Origin of the sequence: Desulfurobacterium pacificum (assembly GCF_900182835.1) — a bacterium.
GTDB classification, from domain to species: Bacteria; Aquificota; Aquificia; order Desulfurobacteriales; family Desulfurobacteriaceae; genus Desulfurobacterium_B; species Desulfurobacterium_B pacificum.
The window spans coordinates 652,074-673,974 of record NZ_FXUB01000001.1 but is presented as its reverse complement, the minus strand read 5'-3'; the positions used below and the strand labels follow the sequence as shown (position 1 = coordinate 673,974).

Here is a 21,901-nt window from a genome sequence, read left to right as displayed (position 1 = left end):
AAATGGAAAAAGCTCTATTCGTTCTGGATTCTTTGAAAGCAATAGAAGACATTGCAAAAGGTAAAGCAGCCGAATGGAGTTATCTTTACTTGGATTTCTGGATACTTCTCAGGATAAAAGAAGTTGTAGCCAGCAGAGAATTATTTACATTTAAACATAAAGAAAAAAGTTGCAAGGAGTTTATGAGTATAACTAAGTATGTCTATTTTAGTAAAAGTTCTTTAGAACCGAGATATTATGAAATAATACCTGACGATTTTCTTGATTTATTATGCAATGAAGAAGAACCGTGGAATTGCGAAGATATTGAACTAAAATCCCTAACTTGTGAAATAGTAAATAAATCTTGGCTGAAATCACGAATAATTGTAAAACAATTTATACAAAAAGCTTTAACCTTGTTGACTGATTTCTGGAAGAAAATTTTTCTGAACAACGAAGATAATGTTTTGGATTTCCTAACAAGATCATATGCTGAGATTCAGGTAATTAAGCCTTTCTCAGACTTTAAGTTCTTTGTATCTTTAATCAAACCTAAGAATTTGACAAAAACAAGGTTACTCATAAAAGATTTAGAAAACAAAGGATTACTGCCGAGAATCATACATCAAGAGATTTGCGATAAAATAATTCAATATAGCGAAAGAACTATGAGCGTTGAGTTCTACGGGGAAAAAGAAGAAGAATTTTTTCTCCTACCGTTTAATTTAAATGACTTTAAAATAACCGCTAAGGAAGCACCTCTCCTGTAACTTCTTCTAAAACTTCACTAATATCTTCCTTGAGCATTGGCAAAATTTCCGAAACTCCCGAAGCATATAAAACAAGAGCTTTCTTGTTAATTTCCCTACCTTCCTCGCTCTCGTAGTCTCCAACAGCTATTAATTTTCCGGAAATGTATATCTTTAAATATCCCTTCACGTATCTTTCAAAAACCTCCCAAAGAGGTTTTTTCTTATTAAAAGGTTCGTTCCTCATACTTTTGAAATTATAAGGATATACTTGCCTTGCTTCCCCTCTTATTTGTACTTCCACACTTATTTCATTTTTTATTTCTTCTTCTACCTCGTGTAAAAGATTATCTATAAATTCCTGCCATTCTTCTGGTGCCAATTTACTTTTTTCTAGTTTTTCCACAAACTCATCAGAAATAGATGATAATACTCTCTCTGCAGCCTGATCGATTTTATACAAGAATTCCATCTTCACTGTCCTATTAATTTTCTGGTCACCTCAAATTCCAATGCCATAACTACTTTAAATAATTCCCTTTGTTTGAAAGAAATTCCTCTACATAGACAGTTATTCTATCACCAAATATCCATTAGTTACCTGATAGATCCAAATCTATCTTACCAGAGATAATCTTTCTATAACACTTTTCATATCCCCTGTAAAACCGTTATCTTTTTCTCTGGAAGAAGTAATAATCAGTTTTTTCTGCGCTCGGGTTAAAGCCACATAAAGTGTTCTCCTATCTCTCCTTTTCTCAGCTACTTCCCTACTGCTGTCATAAGGCAGGTTGCCGATTCCTGTAACTATAACTACCGGTCTTTCTAATCCCTTTGCTGATTTATAAGGCATTATGACTATCTTATCGTCAGGCACAAACTTGTATTTTTTAGGACTATGGTACGAGAAATAATGGAGTTTATTCTTAAGGTGTGGGGCTTTCGATGAAATTGCCCTATAAAACAACTTAACGTGACATTCTAACGAAGTAAGTATAAATATATCTCCATAATTGGTTCCGTTTTCTATCAAGTCAACTACAATTTCAGCTACCTTTTCAAATTCGTTATTAGTTTCATAAAATTCTATTTCTCCATCATCTTTCCTTATTGATTCTATTCCTTTATCCAACACAACAGCATCTAACTCTTTTAGTTCTTTCATTAACTGTAAATCTTGCCGTAAAAATTCAATAGCTAATTGAAAAATTTTCCCGGGATTACGATAGCTTTTCCTTAGGATAGTTACCTTACCTCGAGCATCAAAACCTACGTCTATCCATTTCCAATCTGTCCCGTCATATATTCTTTGGGTTTCATCTACTCCAAAAATTATTAAACTGTTTTTCTTAGATAGAGATCTGACAACAGAAAAGAGTTCCTTAGAAAAGTCCTGTGATTCATCGCACAAAATGACATCGTACTTGGCATCATCAGGAATTAAGTTTGGATTTCTCTCTAAGTAGTTAAACAAGATTCTTCGTGCTTTTTTACTATTAGTCTTTTTCTTAATATTATCTGTGTAACGAAAAACAAGATTTTGAACTAAAGAGTCAATTGTAGTAACTTCAAAATCGCTCACAGTAACATCTTCTATCTCTTCTGCTTCTAAAACTTTTTCTATGCTGCTCTTGATTTCACCTACCAGGGAATTAGTAAATGTGATAATTAGAATTCTTTTGTTCTTATTCATCACTTTTTCCTGGACTGCCTTTCCCGCAAGAACTACTGTTTTCCCTGAACCAGCAGTTCCCCTTAGTATCCTATAACCTTTGGAATACTTGTAGAGAAGGCTCTCTTGATAAACATCCATTAGCGGAACTTCAAAATTTATGTATTAGAGAGAAAATAAGATTTCAATTAAACGGTCGTTTTTTAGAAAAAACAACCGTTTCCAGTGGAAACGGTCCAAAAATTGAGCTTAAACTTTTCAGGATTCAGAAGGTATACACTATAAGAGTTACATCGCTCTGAACAACCTCATTCCAAACATTCGGCAAAAATTTGCCTAAAAAGCTTTTCTAAATAATTTTCTTCATCTCTTAGAAACAAAATTTTGTGCCTTTCAAAATCTTCCTTTGAAACTTTACTACCAAAATTGTCTTTTACTTTTTCGTATGGAGTAACAGAGAGTAAAAATGCATCTAGCTTCAATTCTATACCTGCTTTCTTCTTTACGTTTTCTTCAATTTCCTTTATGTAAGAAACACAAAACTGAACCTTTTCATCGTGAAAGCCCTTAATATTCCTTATCCCTTTAGGATCAATAAAAATCATTCTTTCTTTGTCTTCTTCTTTTACCCATAGGATAAAATCAGGATAGAAACCTGCAATACCAACAAAAAACCCTATTCCCCTTTTTGAAAGATTCCTTAACAAGAAAATATCTTTGCCTTCAAATTCTTCGGAATATCTCTCGAAGTAAGCTTTTAAATCTCTAACAAACTCTGTTTCTCCCTCATTTAACTTAACAGGAAACGAAGTAATTCTTTTTTTATTTTTCTCATAAACTATTAATGGCGTATATAAATGCTTATCAAAATGTACAATAAAAGAATCCCACTTTTTCCATTTTTCCGGGATTTCGCAGATATCTGGTTCATAATTTCTTAGCTGCTCTAAGATATCTTTAATGTCATCTATTAAATCCCTAGGAACCTTAACTATTATTCTTCTATCCTCAGGATACATATGAGGATGGTCATCAATAGTTAACGCCTCCACCTCCAAATGATTCATACTTTCCTGTTTAAATTTCGTTCTATAAAACTTAGAAATGTAGTCTTTCAGAACTAACAGAATAATATCCTGAAACTTTCTAATTCCTTTAAAACTCTTAATCTTCAAACGATTTCCACTCTCAATTCCAAAATCCTCATCTTCAAGCAAGAATACTTCGTACCTCTGGCTCTTTGCAATATCCTTCACAACCTCTGTTTTTATAACAAGATTATAGAAACCGCTTGACAACTTATAGTCCATAAGTTCTGAATAAATATATTGCCAATCTATTAAATCAAAATACTCTTCCGGAATCTTTACAGGCTCATCTACTTTTGAATCCACACTTTCTACATTCAAACCACGTGCCAGCGTTATTTTAGGTCTTAAATCCAATTTCACTTTACTTAAAATACCATCATCATTTTCAAGCTCTAACTTGTATTTCAAGAAATCAAAATTATCATTAACTTTAATGGTATGAATCTTCTTTTCCCACTTTTTCACCCGATTAAACGTTATAGGAATTTCAATCTCTTCATAATTAACTTCTTCCTGTTCTATTGCCTTCAAGAATGCATCCATATAATCCGCATTCAAACCAAAAACAAGAAGTGTTTGTAAAACTTTTACTTTATAATCGGGATTTTCCTCCCTCTTTAGGGAATAATCCTTACCTTTTAATCTCACTCCTCTGCCGAAAAGCTGAATTATCTGAGGGCCTTCCCCCTTCCCCATATTTATCAATCCCATAACGGATACTCTCCAAGTATCCCATCCTTCTACAAACTTCTTTGAGCCGATCAAAATATTTAAGGGAGAATTACTGCTTTTTATGTCAGAAAATAAAGACTGACTCATGTGGTCTTCTTCCACTTCTATGTCGTAATCCTTTATCAATTTTTTTAAATCTCTAACGTTCCCAATATTGATAACGCCAAAATACTTTTCTCCTGTAGAAGTTTTTAACCCGATTTCTCCATCGGCATTCTTTATCTCATAAAGGGAAAGATTGCCTCTACCGTTAAAAACTTTTTGATATATATCGCTAACAATAGTTTCAGGGTCAAACTCTCTTATGTATTCAAATTTTCCTCTAAAAATATCGTTACCCTCTTTATCTATCAGTCCTGATTTGCCGTCTAATATCTTTTTTACTTTTTCTTTTAAAAAGTCTTCATCCTTGAGAACTTTATCTAAGAAACGCAGTATTTTCACAACGTCAGAATTTAAACCAGAACCTGTAACCTTACTTCCAACAAAAATCCATAACGGCTTTTCTATGTTATATTCTCTTAATTCTTCATAGTAGTTTTCAAAAATAGTTAACTGTTCATAAAAAGACAGTAAGTTTGCCACTAACAGTAAATCTACCTGCTCTTCAGGATAGTACTTGACTATTTCTTCTACTTCAATTTCCTTTCCATTTTTCTTTTTTTTCTTCTTTTCTTTTTTTTCCTGTGCCTTTAAGTTGTAAATGTGAAAATCTTTACCGTAACCGTCAGTATAGAAGTACTTGTAGGAATAGTCAAAAATTATTGCTTTAGCATACTCGTCAAGCAAGTCCTCATTTTTTCCGATAATCTGTCCAAAAGTGGCTGAGTATTCAAACAAAAAACCGTTCCTTGCTATTTCTTCTCTCAGTTTTTTCCATTTTTGTTCCTCAGATTTCTGACCTTTGTGCCCTTCATCTATGAATACAAGGTTTTTGCCGTCAAAGTAAGACACGTCAACTCTTACGCCTTCTCCTTTTTTCTCTTTAGTCAGCTTGTGAACATCTATGATTAAAACTTCCCCGTCTTTTGTTTTTAAGCTATCAAGGTTGCCATCGTAAAGTTTGCAGGGAATACCGCTTAATTTCATCTCTTCAAAGTGCTGTTTTGATAATCCTTCGTTGGGAGTTATCAAGATAATGTTGTCCCACTCATCAAAATACTTGCGGATTTGCCAGTAGTTCACGTGCATTACAAGGGTTTTCCCGCTTCCTGTTGCCATCCAAAAGGCAAGTTTCTTGAATTCCTCTTCCGTGAACGGTTCTATCTTTGTTTTATTTGCTTGATTGAATTTTTGAAGGAATTCGTTCAACTCATTCAGAAAGCCACTTTTGTTATCAAAACACTTCTCCAGGAAAATTTCTGTAAATAGAATAGCTAAATATTGGAAGTACTTGAGATTGAATTTGGGCTGCATCCTATTGCGTTTTAACCGCTCAACATATGTTTTTATATTGCTGTCATATCTTAAAAGCTCAGCTTCCCAGTCAGGTCTTAAACCTTTCAGGACATTTACAAAGTGACTCCTTCCGTCAGAGTCGTAACCTTCCTGTACATCCCTTAATTTTCCCCTCAGTTCGTCAAAATCATTTAAGCCGAAAAGATTGAGAAAGTATTTATTTAATACTAAGTGCTTTTCAAGTTCCATCTCACTCCACCTTCTCAAACATCAACGTTTTGAAAACAGGTTCAATTGCCGTGAATCCCTTAACCATAGAATCGCCGTTAACGTAAACGATGTCGGGTTTAAAGTTTTCCATTTCTCTTTCAATGATTTTTCTATCTTCTTCAAAGTTAATGTTTTCAAGACTTCTCCAAACAACGGCTATTTTCTTTCCTTCTTTTTCTCCAAAGACAAAAACGTATTTCCTGCCATTTTCATCTAAAACCTTGTATCTGCTTACGTTTAAGCCAAGCAAGTAATTGAACGTCTCAATCAAATCAACGTTAACGGTTTTCTGCTGATAGTTTTCTATGATTCTCAGCTTGTAGTTAAACGGGTCTTTCAATTTTTCAACGTTAAGGAAAGTACTGCTGTTTTTGGTTTCCCATTCAAGCATGTATTTGACAAAGTAATCGGGAAGTTCTAATAGAAGTTTTTGTTGTTTTTCGCTTTGCTGCTCGAATTCAACGTTTTCCAATGCATCTTCGTATTGTTCTAAGGTGTGGTATTTGAAGAAAACACCAATTCCGTCTGTATCTTGCGGTTTTCCTTCCTTCCAATGAAAGGAATATGCCACTTTTTTAATTCTTGGGATAATGACAGTATCAAAATAATCTGCCATCTCTACAAGGATAAATTTCCTTTTTCCACCATCTTCACTGTTAAGTTTCATAACTGCGTGAGCTGTTGTTCCAGAACCTGCAAAGAAGTCAAGAACCAAAGAATCATAATTGGATGAAATTTTGATACTATCAAAAACCGTCCAAACAGATTTAGGAAAATCAAAAATCTTCTTTTTGAAGAGATTAGTTATTTCTTGTGTTCCGTAAACGCTCGCATCATACTTTTTTAAATACCAACATGTTGACGGACGTTCTAAAACTTGAGCTACTTCAATTTCTATACGGTCACCTTTCTTTTTAACTCTAATAGCATTAGGATATTTTTTTATAAAATTCATTAACGTTTCACGAGCAAATCTCCATTTCCTTTCTATACCTGTTTTATCTATAGGATAGACTTTATAAATTTCTTTTCCGTCCTTTTTAACTACCAAAGTTTGTTTTTCTGGGTGAAATGTATCTTCTTCTGGATATCCTACATCTATTATCTCTAAAGTTTTTGCATCCACATAAATTGGATAAAAACTATTCTTCCCAAACTTTCTTTCCGATTCTCCTCCCCAATTTCTCAGATTAGAAAACTCCCATTCTTCTTCTGGAATTTTTGTTTTCTTTATAATCCCTTTTCCTTCTGGATAAATAAAATACGCAAATTCATTTGTGTACCTAAAATTTTCCCCTTGTATTCCCCTTCTGTTATGAACCACGCATACCATAGTCTTCTTATACTTTGGAAATATATTATCTAATAGTAATCCTAATCTTTCTTGCTCATTTTCATCAATAGCTATAATAAAAACGCCATCTTTACTTCTCAAAAATTCTTTTCCTAGAGAAAGCCTATTTTCCATTAAGGAAAGCCACGAGGAATGCTTGAACGTATTTTTATATAAAATTTCAGATGATTTTGCATTATAAGGCGGATCAATATAAATCGTTTGCACCTTTTCATAGTATTTATTCAAAAGCAAATTCAAAGCCTGCCAATTTTCTGACTTAATTAAAACTCCATCCAAAATCTCATCTAAGTTATTCTTTTCTGTTAAGGCAACCAATAACTTCCATTTAAACTCTTCATTAAAGTATCTGGTATCTATGGGTAATTTCTTCCATTCTTTACCCTTCTTTAATCCTTTTTTGCTTTTAACTTTAATTCCAAATAGCTCTTCCCACTCTTTTAATTGTTCTTTATTATTGAGGATTTCATCCAGGATACTCTCTAAAAACTCCTCTCCCGCATACTCCTTAATCTTATCTAAGGTTATAACGTAATGCGTATCAATGACAAATTTCTTCTTTTCCCAGAGTTTTTTCTGGAAGTTTTCAATCTGTGCAAGAAACTCAATAATCTTTAAGGCAACGTTCCTGAACACTCTAACTGCAATAAGGTAAACTCTCAGCTTGTCAAAGTAACCACTCTTTTCTAATACGTCTAAATCATCTAACTGGAGAAATTCGTTCTTTATGTAAAAGTCTAATTCTCTTTCCAGGAAGCCTTTTAAGTCTTTGTGAATGAAATAATCGGTAGTATTCCTTTTGGTATATCGGTTAAGATGCTTTTCAATAAGTGTTTTCTCTCCATCTTTTTCAAAAATGAGCCTTGCAGGGCTATTCTGCGGTATTTTTTTCTCTAATATTTCTATTATTGAAGCATTGATTTTTTCCTGTTTTACTCCTTTTCCTTCTTTGTCCCCCCAACCATTCTTCAAAGCTTCTTCTTTGCTTACTGCCCTATATTCAAAATAAATGTTTAATTCGTTTTTCTTCTTATCAAAATCAAAAACTTTCTTACTCAAAACGAAAAATTTTTTCTCCTGCGACTTAACGTTTCCTTTTTCTTCTTCTGCTTCCACTACCCTGAAGTTTACCTTTATTCTTTTTTGCTTATCCCAAAAAGTGTATTTCCTAAAGTATTCAGTAGTCTTAATGTAGTACTGATCTTTGTTTACCCAGTAAAAGTAAACTTCCTCTCCGTTGTAAGGAATGCAGTATTTCTCCTTTTTGCCGTATCTTCTCTTGCTTATAAAGTCTCCATTGTCGTAATACCTTGAAAAGAAGTTAATTAAGTGGTTATAAATTTCCCTCTCTAAATCTTCAGAAATATTAATCTGTTCAAGCGCTTTCTTTTTCTCGTAATACTCCCTACCTAAAGGAGTGTCTCTAAATCCTTCCTTTAGGTCTCCATCTTCAAAGGCATTCTCTCCAAATACTTCTTTTATTTTTTGTTCTATTCTTTCAAGTTCTTTCCTGATTCTTTCCTTTTCTTCTTTACTCAATACGTTTAATTGTTTCTGTATTTCGCCAATGAGGTCTTTTTCTATAAACTGTTCAATTTGTTTTCTCTTGTAGTTCATCATCTTGTAAATGCCGAAGTCTAAATCCTCAGATTCAAATTGAAAAAGTTCCCTTAGTTTTTCTTGTAGTCTCTTCTCCAAATCGCTAACAATCGCCATAGCTACCCTCTTCGGAAAAATTCAATGTTAATGATACATCATTTTGGGTAAGAACCTTCTAAAAAATAAAAGAAAACTTTGACTGAATGTTAGTAATTAGGTTAGTCTAATTTTAGAGACATCCTTACAGGAATAACAAATCTGGTTGGTTGTTTTTTTGAAAATTCTTAAAAAAGAAAAAGTAAATCAAATTTTGAGGGATGCTTGCATTTAGAAATGCTTTTGGAACATAAAGCTTTCTGTAGCCTTACGTTAAGAGGAATTTTTTTAAATTATTAAAAGTAATAAAATGATAAACTATCAAAGACAAAAACATAGGAGGGTAGGGATGCAGGCATCCTTGGTTCTTCAAGGGTTAACACTTTTGTGTGTTTTTATTCTTTCTATCGTCGTTATCGTTCTTTGGCTGAAGTTAAGAGAATCCCTAAATAACCCTTTGAACGAGGAAATTTATAGAATTTTGAGTTCTATTAGAGAGAGACTTTTACTTATAGAAAAGGATTTTGAAAACAAAATACTTGAGAAGATTACAGGAGATTTAGTAAAAACAAAGGAGGATTTGGTTAACAATCTGCTTAAACTCAAAGATACTGTCCATGAAACCACTAGAGAACTTTCATCTAAAAATGACAGTTTATCCAGTGAGACAAAACAGAAGCTAACGGAACTGGAAAGTAAAATAAATAAAACTATTTCAGAAGTTACTCAGTCTTTGAATGCGAGTAATATGAAAATTGTTACCGATGTAAAGAATACTATTCAGGAAGTTAACAAGCAATTTATCGAGCAAACCAATCGCCTTTCTGAAAAACTTGGGACGTTAGATCAAAAGCTATCTGTAGTAGAGAAAATATCGTCAGAAATCCAATCGCTGCAGGACATTTTGAAACCGCCGAAGCAGAGAGGAATCTTGGGAGAAGTGATGCTTGAAAATCTGCTCAAAGAAGTTTTTCCCAGAGATATGTATGAATTTCAATATTCCATGGGAACTGATAAAGTAGATGCAGTTCTGAAGTTAGACGGAAAAATTCTACCCATTGACTCTAAGTTTCCTTTGGAAAATTACATAAAAGTTGTTGAAAAGGGAGGAGATATCAGGGCTTTAGTAAGAGATGTTAAAAATATGATAGACAGTATATCAAGTAAATACATAAAACCTGCAGAGTATAACACCACTAACTTTGCTTTTATGTACATACCAGCGGAAAGTGTATGGTACAGCCTTTTTGTGATGAATCCTTCTGTTTTTAGATATGCTTTAGAAAAGAAAGTTTTTCCTGTTTCTCCTAATACTTTAATGAGTTATCTCCTTGTTATTATGGAAGGAGCTAGGGCTTACGAAATAGAGGAGAACCTTGAATCATTGATGAGAGAGCTGAATTCTATTTGTCACGACATAGAAGGTTGCATGGCTGAAATGGAAACTTTCGAAAGGCACGCTCGCAACTCTCTTAATAGAATAAGTTCTCTAAGAGCCAGGTTTGCTTCTTTTACTAGTAAGGTAAGTTCTTTAAAGGAAGTTTAAGGGGGATAATCGTGAAAACGCTCAAAAGTGAAGAAATATACAAGTACTTAGCTGACTTAATTAGAAATGCTAATTCTTCTGTAAAAATATCTTCTGCTTGGCTGAAAGGGAATATGATTAGTCTTTTGCTTTCACACCTTCGGGAGAACGTAGAACTTGAAGTAATTCTCAGAGCTTCGGAGCTTAAAGACCTGTTGATAACAGACGACAGAGTGTTCGAAGAAATTAGGAAGAGAGGAGGAATTGTTTATCTGAATAACCGCTTACACGCGAAATTCATCCTCGTTGATGACTGTAAAGCTGTTGTAGGTTCTGCCAACTTTACCGGAGCAGGGCTTTCCGATTACGATTCAGGAAACATAGAAGCTGCGGTTTATTACGACGACAGTGATGATCCTGGTGAGATAAAGGAACTTGTTGATTACTTTGAAAGGATAAAAGAAGACTCATCAAAATTTGATGATAACCTTATCGGATTTGCAATAAATCCCGTTAAGTCAGATTCTTTTGAATTCATTCTGATAGAGCCTGGAATAAAAGAACGCTCTTACGTTAAAGTTAACCATCTGGAAGGAACTGTATTAGCAGAAATAACTACGATTTACTCTTACGATATGGGATTCTTTGCCAACCCCTTTTCAGCCGGAGAATCGGCAGTTTTCGGTTCAATAGACGAATTCAAAACTCTTTTTAGCGGCAGGAAAGATAAAGATTGGAAAAAAGCAGCAGTCTGGTCCTACCTTAACGAAAACGGAGATAAAGTAAGAATTGCCGTTGCCGAAATACTTGGAATCGTAACTCCTGACGGGAAACTTGAAACTAATATGGAACCTTTTGACGTCGGCGAACCTGTTTGCGCTGCCTCTAAAGAAGTCCTAAATGCTGTGTCTAAGACAACCTGGTCAGGGAAAAGTATGGCTTATCCAGTAGAAGTGGGAGTATTTAAAGGTACGGACCAAAAAGTATTTATCGATGCAAAAGAAGTCATAACAAAGCACATGCTAATTTTAGGAACAACCGGTTCGGGAAAGAGCCACTTTACTAAGAAATTCTTATCAAGGCTTCTTCAGCAGTATCCTGTGCAAGTTTTCATATTTGACCCGCACGGAGAATACTATGATGGGTTAAGAGAATCTGTTTCTGAAAAATATATTGAACACGAAGAATATATTGAACACATAGTTTTTAAAGAAACGATTTTCCCTATTTATCCTGAAGAAGTGGAGAATATCATTAAAGAAATTGGATTATCTAGCATTATAAGTGGTAACTCTAAAGTTGCAAAAAGTAATAAATCACGCTTAGCAGCGGAAATAAAACCTTCTTTAAGGACAACTTCTTTTAAGGAAAAGAATCTTTACGATATTCTTTTAAATGTTAAAACTGAAGAAGATGAAGCTATTAGTGAAGAAGTTGCGTCTGTTTTAGGTGAAGAGATTTTGGTAAGCCAGGTAAGCACTTACGATGAAATGGATTCGGCTCTTAAAAGCGATAAGAAGGTTATTATTTTCAATTTTTCCTGCATAACTGATCCTGCTACCAGAGTGAACCTTGCAGGATTAGTCATGCAAGAACTCTTTGAAAAGAACAAGAAAGACAAAAAAGAAAGAATAGTTGTTCTTGAAGAAGCTCACAACTTTGCCCCTGAAAGCAGCTACGGAGACGTTTCAGCAGGTAGAAACAACCTTGCGCTTACAATGGCGAGGAAGATTGCTTCAGAGGGAAGGAAATTTAATCTCGGGCTTATTGTGATAACCCAGCGTCCTGCGCAGGTTAGTAAGTATGTTCTTTCTCAGGCGAACACTCAAGCAATGTTCAGGACAATGAATGATTCAGACCTTAAAGCAATAGAATCTTACGTGGAATTTGCAGGTAAAAGTATGATAGGACTTTTACCTTCCCTTAGAACTGGAGTCGGGATTTTAAGCGGTTTAGGAGTGCCTTTTCCACTGGTTGTGGAAGTTAAATAGAATTAAAAGAATGGAATAAGGAGATTGAGCTGAAAGGAATTCAGGTATGAATAAAATTGAACTTCTTTCAAAACTTAGAGAAGAACTGCTTAAAGTTGACGGGGTGATAGACGTTAAAACTGCAGAGGGATATTATCCCAACCTTGATGTATATCTTGAGATAACTTTAGAGGAAGTCAACTGGAAAATTGCCAAAAAAGTAGCTGACAAAATAGCTAAAGTTCAAACAGAATATTTGGAAAAAGAAAGCATATTACCTGCTATTGAATGGGACTTTGTTAGGGAAACTCATTGTATCCCTGCGTCGTAGTTTGGGGAGGCAATGAAAGGATAGAAAAAATGGGAAGAGAAATCTTAATAGCATCAATAGCTTCTGTAATTCTCGGCATAGCTTTCTTGGTAGCTATTTTAACTATGGTTTGGATAGCAGCAGGAGGTAAAAAGGAATTTTGATTGCAGTTTTTACCGTTTCTAATGGAAAGGGGAAATTTAAAGAAGTTCAAAATCGTTGAAGAATAATAGGAGGTGCGTTATGGAAAAGAAAATAAAGTTCAGGGAAGACTGGTTTGAGGACAGAAAAGGATTAAAAAACGTTTACAGGGTAATCACCAAGGAAGAAGACGGACGCAGGAGAGTAGCGGAGGTGTGGAAAGGTCCCTACTGCATAATCCCGATAATACACGAAAACGAACTCTCCGTTAAGTGGTGCGAAGAGCACGGCGTTCCCGAAGTGGAAGGAAACGCCTACAAGGTTGCCTACGGAAAAGCAAAAGAGCTCTCCAAAGAAACGGGGCTTCCCGTTACGAAGTGGGACATCGTCATAGAAAACGGAGGCGTCTGTGTTTACGACACGGAAGATGACGAAAAGCCGAAAGAGGCAAAAGAAGAGGAAAAGAAAGAGGAGAAACCGACAAAAAAGTTCACTATTGACGACTACGACCCCAGCTCTCCGAACTTTGGAGATGCGATAGACGCGCTCCTTGAGGACGGGTTTGAAATACCGAAGATCAGCTTTCACGTCTGCGACGACATCTGCGAAGAGGCGTCCGACTGGGCTGGATTGTTTTCAGGAGAGTAGAATGTGGCTAGTGCTGTGTTTTCCACGAAATTCCGATTGAAGAACAAAGATTCACTGATCGTTTCCAATGGAAACGCTAAATCGTTGATATATTTCCCTTTCTTTTGCAAGGGGTATAATCGTATAGGAAGAGGGGAGAAAATTCCTCAGAGGCGAAAATAATCAACGGTTGAGGGAAAAGAAATGACCGATGAGCAGAGAAAAAGGCTTGAAGAAATATTCAAAGGAGGACACGAAAAAGCACTGGCAGAAGTCTACGCAGAATTTTTCACTCCGATAGAAACTCTCCAGCTTGCGTGGCTTGAGTACCGTTTTGCCAGTCCTACACCAGAAGAAAAGGAAAAGAATTGGCTCTTCCTTGAGGCAGTTAAAAAAACGATAAAATCAAAAAACAGAAAGCAGAAATAAAACCAAAAAGGGAGGTAAGTCATGACAGCACAGGAATTCGCAAAACTCTTCATTGAAAACTACAAAAGAGCCCTTCTCACCAAATCCAAAGAAATCCCCGTATTGCAGGACGAAAGAGTGAGGAAAGAAATAACCGACTTAGCACTTCAGGTACTCAACGAAATGGCAGGCACTTTAGACCTATCCAACCTCAAAGCACAGGAACTTCAGTCCCTTATAGAGCCTGTAATATGGAAAGTAGCTAAGGCGTTGGAGGAGAATTTGAAGGAAGAGATAAGGAAAGAAATGCTTGACCAACATATGGAAATGGGTGGAGCATTATCTAAGGTTATAGGTAAAGCACAGAGAGAAATTGTGGAGAGCGTTTCTAGCAAAATAGAAGATGCTGAAAAGAATATTAGCAAGACTATTTCTGACATAGCATATCAATCAGAAAGAATTTGGTAACAAGGAGGTAAAAATGAATGAAACAAAAATAGGCTTTGAAGATTTTTTTGATGCTAACAGACAACAAGAGGCATCTTCCCTACCCACCGCTCCCATAACCTCAACCATACCCCGTACTGACCTCTTATCTATGAGCACCTTTGGAGTATTTCCCGACATAATTCCCGACAAAGAAACCCTGAAAGAGATAGTTGAAGAAGTAGGGAAAGGAGAGCTCTGCACCCCCTTAAGACCTGCCGACCCCTCAAACAGGTTCACGAGGGATATGCTCTGGTGGAGAAACCTCTACGAAAAAGACCCTGCAAAGTTAGAGGAAAAAATAACCGACGACGAATGGAAAAACAGGAGAAAAGCACTCCTCTACGGCGCACTTGTGGCAACTAACGATTACAACACCCTCAAGTTCCTCGTGGAAACCTAGCGAATTATTCAGGTTGGTTCAAAATCTCTATACCTTATCAAAACCTACCTTTCCACAAGAGGCTACACCGCAAACGCCGTGGCTCTCTACCATTCAGCCGACCCTTACAAGAACTATCAATACGCAAAGAGGTTTTACTACTACTACAAGCTGGTAAAACGCAAGAAGTGGTAGTTTTTCCTTTTTGCTTAAAAATCCAAAAAATACAAAGAGGTGGAATGTCCTAAAGTGCAAAAATGTACAAAATGTGTAAAAAGTGCAAATCTGTCAAAGAATACAGAAGAAGCAAATAGGCAAACAAAAAGTGCAAAAGGGTAAAAAATGCCACAAAAGCAAAAACGCACAAAGAATGCAGAACAAACACAAAAATACCAAACGAGTAATAATGCCCTAAAGAGCAAAAAATACACAAAACCTACAAAATAAACATAAAAACACAAAAAGGCACAAAAAACAATAAAAACAAAACAAACACAAACAAGTCCTAACATAGAAAGCAAACCAAAAACACACAAAAGGGTAAAATATGTAGAAAAACACAAAAAGGAAAAATATGCAGAACACACGCCGACATACAAAAAACCAAAAGCACGATGTTGGAAAACCTTGCACTTTCTTGCTTTTCTCTATCCTTGTCCACGTAGGCAGTCCACGTGGACAAAAAATTCCACATTCCGTAGACCAGTCCCACGTGGACAACCTTTGACCCTCTAAAGTTCCTCATCTTGTCCACGTGGACGGGGTAAGCGATTTTTTCACCTTCAACACTTTGTTGCCTTTCAGCACTTTTTCGTCTTTATTGCTTTTTGTGAAAATTGGTAAAAATGTGTTTAAAAAGCAAGAATGTATAAAAACACGAAAAAAACCAAAACTGGAGTTTTTTGCACTTTTGCTCAAAGTTGTATAAATGTGCTAAATGTGTAAAAGCGCACAAATGTGCAAAATGTGTCAAAAGTGCAGAAATGCAAAAATGTGTAGAATGTGCAAAAACGCACAAACAGTACGCCCGGATAGAGACTGCAACTAAAGCAGATTCAGGTAAAACTTCACATCTTTACTTTTCTTACTTTTTCCACTCAGGTTGTCCACATGAACGACATAGGATAGCAGGAAATCGGGAAGGGGCTCTATAACGGGAAGTGTATGTCGTTTGTTTTCACGTTTAAGAAGCCTAATTTTATGCAGGGTTTGTTGTCGCCGTGGAAGTCTGAGCCTGCTGTGTAGTAAAGTTTCAGTTCTTTGCAGATTTCCTTGAGTTCTAATGATTCTGATGGTTTGTGCCTGTAGTGGTAAACTTCTAAACCTTCTATGCCTTCTTCTTTTGCTTTTTTGAGGAAGCAGTAGAGGTCGTTCATCGTTATTTTGAGCGTGACGGGATGGGCAATTATCGGGATTCCGCCTGCTTCTTTTATCAGTTTGACGATTGTGTGGTAGTCTAACTTTTCTCTTTTTACTTTTAAGGAAGTGAGGAAGTCTATCGCTTCTTCTCTTTCTTTGAAGAAGCCTTTTTTTATTAGTTCTTTCGCCACGTTGGGTTTACCGAAGTTTTCGCCGTATTTTTTCACCATGTATTCATAGTTGATGCCATAGCCTAACTCTTCAAGTTTTGAGAGCAGTTCTTTGTTTCTTTTAATTCGTGAGTTTTGAGAAAACTCTGTTAGCTGTTTAATGGCAGGTGATTCGGGGTTAATGTAGTAGCCTAATATGTGGAATTCTCTTTTGCCTCTGCCAAAAATGGAAGTGTCTGCGGTTACTTCTATTCCGGAGATTAGTTTTATGCCAAGCTGTTTTGCCGTTTCTTCGGCTTCTTTTAAGCCGCTGACGGTATCGTGGTCTGTAAGAGAGAAGATTCCAATGCCGCTTGACTTTGCTAATTCTACGACCTCTTTGGGCGTGAGTGAGCCGTCTGACGCCGTTGAGTGAGCGTGGAGGTCTACTTTCTGCAGAGAAAAGCCATCCATTCTCCTTCTCCTGCTTCTTCTAAAATCGTGAAGTCTGTTTCTTTTAGAGTTTTTGCAAAGTCGTCTCTTTGCTTTTTAAGAATTCCGGAAAACACTGCTAACTTTTTTGTCTTTTTGTAGATTTCTGGAACGAGCGGTTCGAGCAGGTGCTTTTCTATGTTCGCTGCTACAACGTCAAAGGCGCCGTTCAGTTTTTTCAGGTCGCCTATGAAAACTTCAACGCCACTGACTTCGTTGAGCTTGCAGTTAAAAGGTATCTCTTCTCTGCACTCTTTTTGAATGTCGCAGGCGAGGACTTCCCTTGCGCCCAACTTTTTAGCTGCAATTGAAAGGATACCGCTGCCTGCACCGACGTCAAGGAAGGAACAGCCGGGTTTGATTGTTTTTTCTAAAAACCTTATCGTTAGTTTTGTCGTTTCGTGGGTGCCTGTTCCAAAAGTTTGACCCGGATAGATGTAGATGGGAAATTTTCCTTTAGGTATGGGGTATTCTTCCTTCATCCAGGAAGGGACGACGATGAACTTTTCAGAGACCGGTTCGGGCTTAAAATACTTTTTCCATTCTTCGTTCCAGTTTTTTTCAGGTATTGATTCCTGTGATTCTGACAGTTGGAGGATTTCTGGGGGGATTTTTTCTCTATTTTTGAAGTAAGCTTTAACGGTTAGCGTTCCGTTTTCTTCTGTCTCTTCAGCTCCTAAGTAGTTATCAGAAACTATTAAGGGTTGTAGCTTTTCCCATTCCTCTTTCGTGGTTTTGAACTTTAGAACGAAGTATTCCTTCATCTTTCACCTTTAAACCGGTAATCTGTCTGCACCTGTAAGTTTTGTTTCAAGTTCCTTTACTCCTATTGGAACGACTTTTCTGAAAGACTCTAACAGGAACTTGTTTTCAAGCAGCACTTCTGCCATCTTGCTCTTTGTATATTTGTAGTGCCTTGAAAGGAGCACTTTCAGGACTTCAAAGTCTCTTTGGTCTAGCTTTCTTACTTCCACGTAATCTCTGTTAATCTTTTCTTCAACGTCCCTATCCAAAACGAACGCAACGCCGCCCGTCATTCCGGCGCCAAAGTTTTTGCCTACCTTTCCTGCTACTACCACAATTCCCCTTACCATGTATTCGCAGCCGTGCTGTCCGACGCCTTCTACTACTGCAACTGCTCCGCTGTTTCTAACGGCAAAACGCTCTCCCACTACGCCTGCTGCGTAGAAAGAGCCGCCCGTTGCGCCGTAAAGGACGGTGTTGCCGGCTATAACGTTCTCGGATGGATTGCCTTTAAAGTCTTCTGGAAACTTCAGAACAACCGTTCCGCCGGCTAAACCTTTGGCGACGTAATCGTTTGCTATGCCTTCTAACCTGAGCATTATGCCTTTAGGTAAGAATGCGCCAAAGCTTTGTCCTGCCGTTCCTTTGAAGTTGAGCGTAATCAGGGGTTTATCACTGGTGGCCGATTCCTTTACTGCGTAATAGGAAAGTAGCGTTCCGACGCTTCTATCGGTGTTTTTGATTTCGTAGGTGGAAGAAAACTTTTTCTTTTCTTTCAAGAAAGGCAGGGCGTCTTTAGTTATTCTGTCGTTAAGAGTTGATTGTATCGGCGTGTAGGGGTAGCTGTTCCTTTTGAGTTTGTAAGAAGGAACGGAAGTTATAAACGAAAGGTTAAGGTTTGCTGCGTTCGGGAAGGTTTTAAGTTTTTCTTCGTCAACTTTTAACAAGTCTGTTCTTCCGATGATTTCGTCAAGGCTTCTGTATCCTAACTGTGCCAGTAACCTTCTTACATCTTCAGCAACAAGGCGGAAGTAGTTGGCTACGGTTTCTACTGCACCTCTGAACTTCTTAATCCTTTTTTCGTCCTGAGTTGCTATGCCCACGGGACACCTGTTGGTGTGGCAGTCTCTATCCATTATGCAGCCTTCTGCTATCATGGCTGCCGTTCCAAAGCCGAACTCTTCAGCGCCCAAGAGGGCTGCTACGATGACGTCTCTGCCGACTTTGAATCCGCCGTCAACTCTTAAAACGACGTTTTCTCTCAATCCGTTTTCTATTAGTTCTTTTTGGGTTTCCGTCAGACCGATTTCCCAGGGAAGTCCTGCACCTTTTATGGAAGTCAGAGGGGAAGCGCCAGTTCCGCCGTCTCCGCCGCTTACCTGTATGGTGTCGGCTTTTGCTTTTGCGACGCCACAGGCGACGGTTCCAACGCCGTTTTCTGCTACTAACTTAACGGCTATTCGCGCTTTTGGATTTGAAAGTTTAAGGTCGTGAATGAGCTGTGCGAGGTCTTCAATTGAGTAGATGTCATGGTGAGGAGGCGGTGATATGAGTGCGACGCCGGGAACGGAGTGGCGGAGCTTTGCAATGTAAGGGGTAACTTTGTGTCCTGGGAGGTGTCCGCCTTCTCCGGGTTTTGCACCTTGAGCGATTTTTATCTCTATCTCTTCGGCAGATGCCAGGTATTCCGGCGTGACGCCGAACCTTCCTGATGCCACCTGCTTGATTTTGCTGTTCTTTATCGTTCCATATCTTTCCGGGTCTTCACCGCCTTCACCGCTACAACTTTTTGAGCCTAACAGGTTCATAGCTTCTGCTATTACTTCGTGGGCTACTTTTGAAAGCGCTCCTATAGACATTCCGGGAACCATTAGCCTTTTGACTATTGACTCAACGGGTTCAACTTCTTCTAATGGTATGGGTTTTCTGTCCGATTCTATTTTCAGGAGGTCTCTTATGTAGGTAGGGCGTTTTTCTGCTGCCTCTACGACCTTTTTGAAGTCTTCGTAACTGCCGCTTTTTGCCGCTTTGAAAATGTTTCTCACAACTTCTGGATTCCAGGAGTGGTAAACGCCGTCGGGGCGAAACCTGTATTCTCCGGAATACTTTACTTCTGCTTCTTTTTCTGCCTTTTTAACTCTTTCTCTGACTGCGTTTTCTATCTCTTTTAAGGTTATGCCGTTTATGGGTGAAAAGACGCCGGGGAAGAACTCGTCTATGACTTCCTTTGAAATTCCTACTGCGTCAAAGAGGCAGGAGCGGTGGTAGGAGGCGATGACGGAGATTCCCATTTTTGACATTATCTTTAAAAGCCCCGCGTTTATTGCTTTTGCGTAGTTTTCCTCTAATTCTTCGTAAGGTTTGTTGAGCTCTACGGCGTTTTCTCTGAAATACTGGTAAACGAGGTATGGGTAAACGGCTGCAGCGCCGAAGGCTATGAGGGCTGCTATCTGGTGGGAGTCTCTCGCTTCGCCGGTTTCTATCGCCAGCGATACTCTGTGGAGGAGTTTTTCTCTCTGCAGGAAGGTGGAAAGTCCGGCAACTGCTAAAAGTGAAGGTATTGGATACTTTGCGTCTTTGTCTGAAAGGATTACGATGTCAACTTCGCCGTTCTGTATCGCTTCTTTGACTGAATTAAAGAGGCGGTTCAGGGCTTCTTTCAGGGTTTCTGACTCGCCGAATTCCATTTTGAACTTTTTTGTTTTAAGGAAGGAGGCGTTTTCTAACTTTTTAAACTGAGCAGGAGTGAGCAGGGGAGAAGGGACTTTAATTCTGCGTGGGAGCTTGCCGTCAAGGTTTAGGAAGCTTGCTTTTGGTCCTAAACGTAGCGATAGGGACATTACGGCTTTTTCTCTTATCGGGTCTATGGGTGGGTTTGTTACCTGGGCAAAGCGCTGCTTGAAGTGGGAGAAGAGGAGGGGGGGATTTTTGCGTAAGTTTGGAATCGGCGTGTCGTCTCCCATTGAGTAAACGGGTTCTTTGCCCATTTCTCCCATGTATTCAACGACCATTTCAAGTTCTTCTTTAAAGTAGCCGAACTTAACGAGTTCTTTCGTCAGGTTTTTGCTTTTTTCCGGCTTTTCGCCTTTACCTTCTAAAAGGCAGAGTTTTCTCCTGACTTCTTTTGTGACGCGGAATTCTGAAGCTATTTCCTCTAATATTTCGTCGTTTCGTTTGATTTCTTTTTCTTTCGGGTCTATGAGTATCGTTTCGCCGGGCAGGAGCCTTCCCGACTCTGCGATTTTGTTTGTCGGAACATCTATCATGCCTGCTTCTGAACCGAAAATTACCGTTCCGTCTTCTGTCACGATGAATCTTGCAGGGCGTAAGCCGTTTCTGTCTAACTTGCCGCCTACTACTCTGCCGTCTGTGAAGGCTATTGCTGCTGGTCCGTCCCAGGGTTTCATGAAGAAGGCGGAGTATTCAAAGAACGCTTTTACTTCGTCTGAAAGTCCGTCCATGAGTTCGTAGGCGGGAGGTATCAGGATGTTTATGGCGACTTCCGGTTTTATGCCTGAAAGGAGCATTACTTCAAAAATTCTATCCAGCGATGCTGAATCGCTTTCGTTTTCTTCTAACAGTGGTAGTGCTTCTTCTGGTAGATTTAAAAGGAGTTCTACCGTTTTTATGAAGTTTCTGTTTGCGGTTATCGTGTTTATTTCGCCGTTGTGAGCGATGTAGCGCAGCGGTTGTGCCAGTTTCCATTCCGGGTTTGTGTTTGTTGAGTAGCGCTGGTGAAATATGGCGAACTTCGTTTTGAGTTCTTCGTTTTGAAGGTCAGGGTAGAATTTGTCAAGGTCTGGAGCTAAGAGCATTCCTTTATAGACTATCAAGGAGTCTGAGAGGGAGACGATGTAGTTGGTGGGGTGGATTTTTTTGAGCTGTTTCTGGAGTTTTCTTTTAAAGAGGTAGGTCGTGAAAGGTGACTCTGGGGCAGGTACTATTAACTGGAATATTTTTGGTAGTGAGCGTCTTGCAATTTCACCGCATTCTTTTTCGTTTACGGGGACTTTTCTGATTACTATTTCTTTAAAAGTTTCTTTTGCTTCTTTTTCTATTAATTGAAGGCTTTTGTCCGTTTCGTGGAGGAAAAACGTTCCTACTGCGACTTTTTCGGCGTTGAACGATGGATTTATTTTTTTTGCTTCAGATATAAAAAATTCGTGAGGTAGCTGAAAGAGGATTCCGGAGCCGTCTCCTGTTCTTCCGTCGGCTAAGGTTGCGCCTCTGTGGGTTAGGTTTTTAACCGCTTTTATGGAGTTTTTTATTATTTTGTGTGAAGGATTACCGTTTACGTTGGCGATAAAGCCGACGCCGCAAGAGTCTTTATATTTTGTCATAACTGCTCCTTTAAAGTCTTAATGA

General features: G+C 38.0%; 15 protein-coding genes. 8 read left to right on the top strand and 7 right to left on the bottom strand.

The window, feature by feature from the left end; genetic code table 11:
• Positions 1-2 precede the first annotated feature (2 nt).
• Complete coding sequence (locus QOL23_RS03365) at positions 3-752, top strand: hypothetical protein (protein WP_283400172.1); 750 nt, start codon at positions 3-5, stop codon at positions 750-752.
• On the opposite strand, the gene QOL23_RS03360 is transcribed toward QOL23_RS03365, so the two are convergent.
• The 4 genes from QOL23_RS03360 to QOL23_RS03345 form a co-directional block, all read right to left on the bottom strand.
• The gene (locus tag QOL23_RS03360) at positions 730-1,203 is read right to left on the bottom strand and encodes a hypothetical protein (protein ID WP_283400171.1); all 474 of its coding nucleotides are present in this window, start codon (positions 1,201-1,203) and stop codon (positions 730-732) included. The two genes, QOL23_RS03365 and QOL23_RS03360, sit on opposite strands and share 23 nt — an antisense overlap.
• A 144-nt stretch (positions 1,204-1,347) precedes the next feature.
• Positions 1,348-2,544 (bottom strand): UvrD-helicase domain-containing protein, encoded by a 1,197-nt coding sequence (locus QOL23_RS03355; RefSeq protein ID WP_283400170.1) that lies wholly within the window; start codon positions 2,542-2,544, stop codon positions 1,348-1,350.
• A 167-nt stretch (positions 2,545-2,711) separates the two neighbouring features.
• A complete protein-coding gene (locus QOL23_RS03350) occupies positions 2,712-5,873 on the bottom strand; it encodes a DEAD/DEAH box helicase family protein (protein ID WP_283400169.1) in 3,162 nt (1,053 codons plus the stop codon).
• A gap of 1 nt (position 5,874) precedes the next feature.
• Positions 5,875-8,964: a site-specific DNA-methyltransferase gene (locus tag QOL23_RS03345; protein WP_283400168.1), complete on the bottom strand. Its 3,090-nt coding sequence runs from the start codon at positions 8,962-8,964 to the stop codon at positions 5,875-5,877.
• A 328-nt stretch (positions 8,965-9,292) separates the two neighbouring features.
• On the opposite strand from QOL23_RS03345, the gene rmuC reads away from it, so the two are divergent.
• From rmuC to QOL23_RS03310, 7 genes are all read left to right on the top strand, one after another.
• The gene (rmuC, locus tag QOL23_RS03340) at positions 9,293-10,489 is read left to right on the top strand and encodes a DNA recombination protein RmuC (protein ID WP_283400167.1); all 1,197 of its coding nucleotides are present in this window, start codon (positions 9,293-9,295) and stop codon (positions 10,487-10,489) included.
• Between the two features lie 11 nt (positions 10,490-10,500).
• Positions 10,501-12,459: an ATP-binding protein gene (locus QOL23_RS03335; protein WP_283400166.1), complete on the top strand. Its 1,959-nt coding sequence runs from the start codon at positions 10,501-10,503 to the stop codon at positions 12,457-12,459.
• Between the two features lie 46 nt (positions 12,460-12,505).
• Positions 12,506-12,769: a hypothetical protein gene (locus QOL23_RS03330; RefSeq protein WP_283400165.1), complete on the top strand. Its 264-nt coding sequence runs from the start codon at positions 12,506-12,508 to the stop codon at positions 12,767-12,769.
• A 222-nt stretch (positions 12,770-12,991) separates the two neighbouring features.
• On the top strand, positions 12,992-13,537 hold the full coding sequence (locus QOL23_RS03325) for a hypothetical protein (protein WP_283400164.1): 546 nt from the start codon (positions 12,992-12,994) through the stop codon (positions 13,535-13,537).
• A gap of 183 nt (positions 13,538-13,720) precedes the next feature.
• Complete coding sequence (locus QOL23_RS03320) at positions 13,721-13,945, top strand: hypothetical protein (RefSeq protein ID WP_283400163.1); 225 nt, start codon at positions 13,721-13,723, stop codon at positions 13,943-13,945.
• A 21-nt stretch (positions 13,946-13,966) separates the two neighbouring features.
• A complete protein-coding gene (locus QOL23_RS03315) occupies positions 13,967-14,392 on the top strand; it encodes a hypothetical protein (RefSeq protein WP_283400162.1) in 426 nt (141 codons plus the stop codon).
• 13 nt (positions 14,393-14,405) lie between these two features.
• Positions 14,406-14,813 (top strand): hypothetical protein, encoded by a 408-nt coding sequence (locus QOL23_RS03310; RefSeq protein ID WP_283400161.1) that lies wholly within the window; start codon positions 14,406-14,408, stop codon positions 14,811-14,813.
• A gap of 1,127 nt (positions 14,814-15,940) precedes the next feature.
• Here QOL23_RS03310 and QOL23_RS03305 read toward each other — a convergent pair.
• Genes QOL23_RS03305 through gltB form a run of 3 tightly spaced genes read right to left on the bottom strand, consistent with a single transcriptional unit; the run spans position 15,941 to position 21,876 of the window.
• A complete protein-coding gene (locus tag QOL23_RS03305) occupies positions 15,941-16,774 on the bottom strand; it encodes a PHP domain-containing protein (protein WP_283400160.1) in 834 nt (277 codons plus the stop codon).
• On the bottom strand, positions 16,747-17,556 hold the full coding sequence (locus tag QOL23_RS03300) for a 50S ribosomal protein L11 methyltransferase (protein WP_283400159.1): 810 nt from the start codon (positions 17,554-17,556) through the stop codon (positions 16,747-16,749). Before QOL23_RS03300 ends, QOL23_RS03305 begins: the two co-directional genes overlap by 28 nt.
• A gap of 9 nt (positions 17,557-17,565) precedes the next feature.
• On the bottom strand, positions 17,566-21,876 hold the full coding sequence (gltB, locus tag QOL23_RS03295; RefSeq protein ID WP_283400158.1) for a glutamate synthase large subunit: 4,311 nt from the start codon (positions 21,874-21,876) through the stop codon (positions 17,566-17,568).
• Positions 21,877-21,901 lie beyond the last annotated feature (25 nt).

What these genes read in the sequence shown, in the direction of transcription:
- QOL23_RS03365 (WP_283400172.1), top strand. Translation starts at nt 3, where the DNA reads ATGGAAAAAGCTCTATTCGTTCTGGATTCTTTGAAAGCAATAGAAGAC.
- QOL23_RS03360 (WP_283400171.1), bottom strand. Translation starts at nt 1,203, where the DNA reads ATGGAATTCTTGTATAAAATCGATCAGGCTGCAGAGAGAGTATTATCA.
- QOL23_RS03355 (WP_283400170.1), bottom strand. Translation starts at nt 2,544, where the DNA reads ATGGATGTTTATCAAGAGAGCCTTCTCTACAAGTATTCCAAAGGTTAT.
- QOL23_RS03350 (WP_283400169.1), bottom strand. Translation starts at nt 5,873, where the DNA reads ATGGAACTTGAAAAGCACTTAGTATTAAATAAATACTTTCTCAATCTT.
- QOL23_RS03345 (WP_283400168.1), bottom strand. Translation starts at nt 8,964, where the DNA reads ATGGCGATTGTTAGCGATTTGGAGAAGAGACTACAAGAAAAACTAAGG.
- rmuC (WP_283400167.1), top strand. Translation starts at nt 9,293, where the DNA reads ATGCAGGCATCCTTGGTTCTTCAAGGGTTAACACTTTTGTGTGTTTTT.
- QOL23_RS03330 (WP_283400165.1), top strand. Translation starts at nt 12,506, where the DNA reads ATGAATAAAATTGAACTTCTTTCAAAACTTAGAGAAGAACTGCTTAAA.
- QOL23_RS03325 (WP_283400164.1), top strand. Translation starts at nt 12,992, where the DNA reads ATGGAAAAGAAAATAAAGTTCAGGGAAGACTGGTTTGAGGACAGAAAA.
- QOL23_RS03320 (WP_283400163.1), top strand. Translation starts at nt 13,721, where the DNA reads ATGACCGATGAGCAGAGAAAAAGGCTTGAAGAAATATTCAAAGGAGGA.
- QOL23_RS03315 (WP_283400162.1), top strand. Translation starts at nt 13,967, where the DNA reads ATGACAGCACAGGAATTCGCAAAACTCTTCATTGAAAACTACAAAAGA.
- QOL23_RS03310 (WP_283400161.1), top strand. Translation starts at nt 14,406, where the DNA reads ATGAATGAAACAAAAATAGGCTTTGAAGATTTTTTTGATGCTAACAGA.
- QOL23_RS03305 (WP_283400160.1), bottom strand. Translation starts at nt 16,774, where the DNA reads ATGGATGGCTTTTCTCTGCAGAAAGTAGACCTCCACGCTCACTCAACG.
- QOL23_RS03300 (WP_283400159.1), bottom strand. Translation starts at nt 17,556, where the DNA reads ATGAAGGAATACTTCGTTCTAAAGTTCAAAACCACGAAAGAGGAATGG.
- gltB (WP_283400158.1), bottom strand. Translation starts at nt 21,876, where the DNA reads ATGACAAAATATAAAGACTCTTGCGGCGTCGGCTTTATCGCCAACGTA.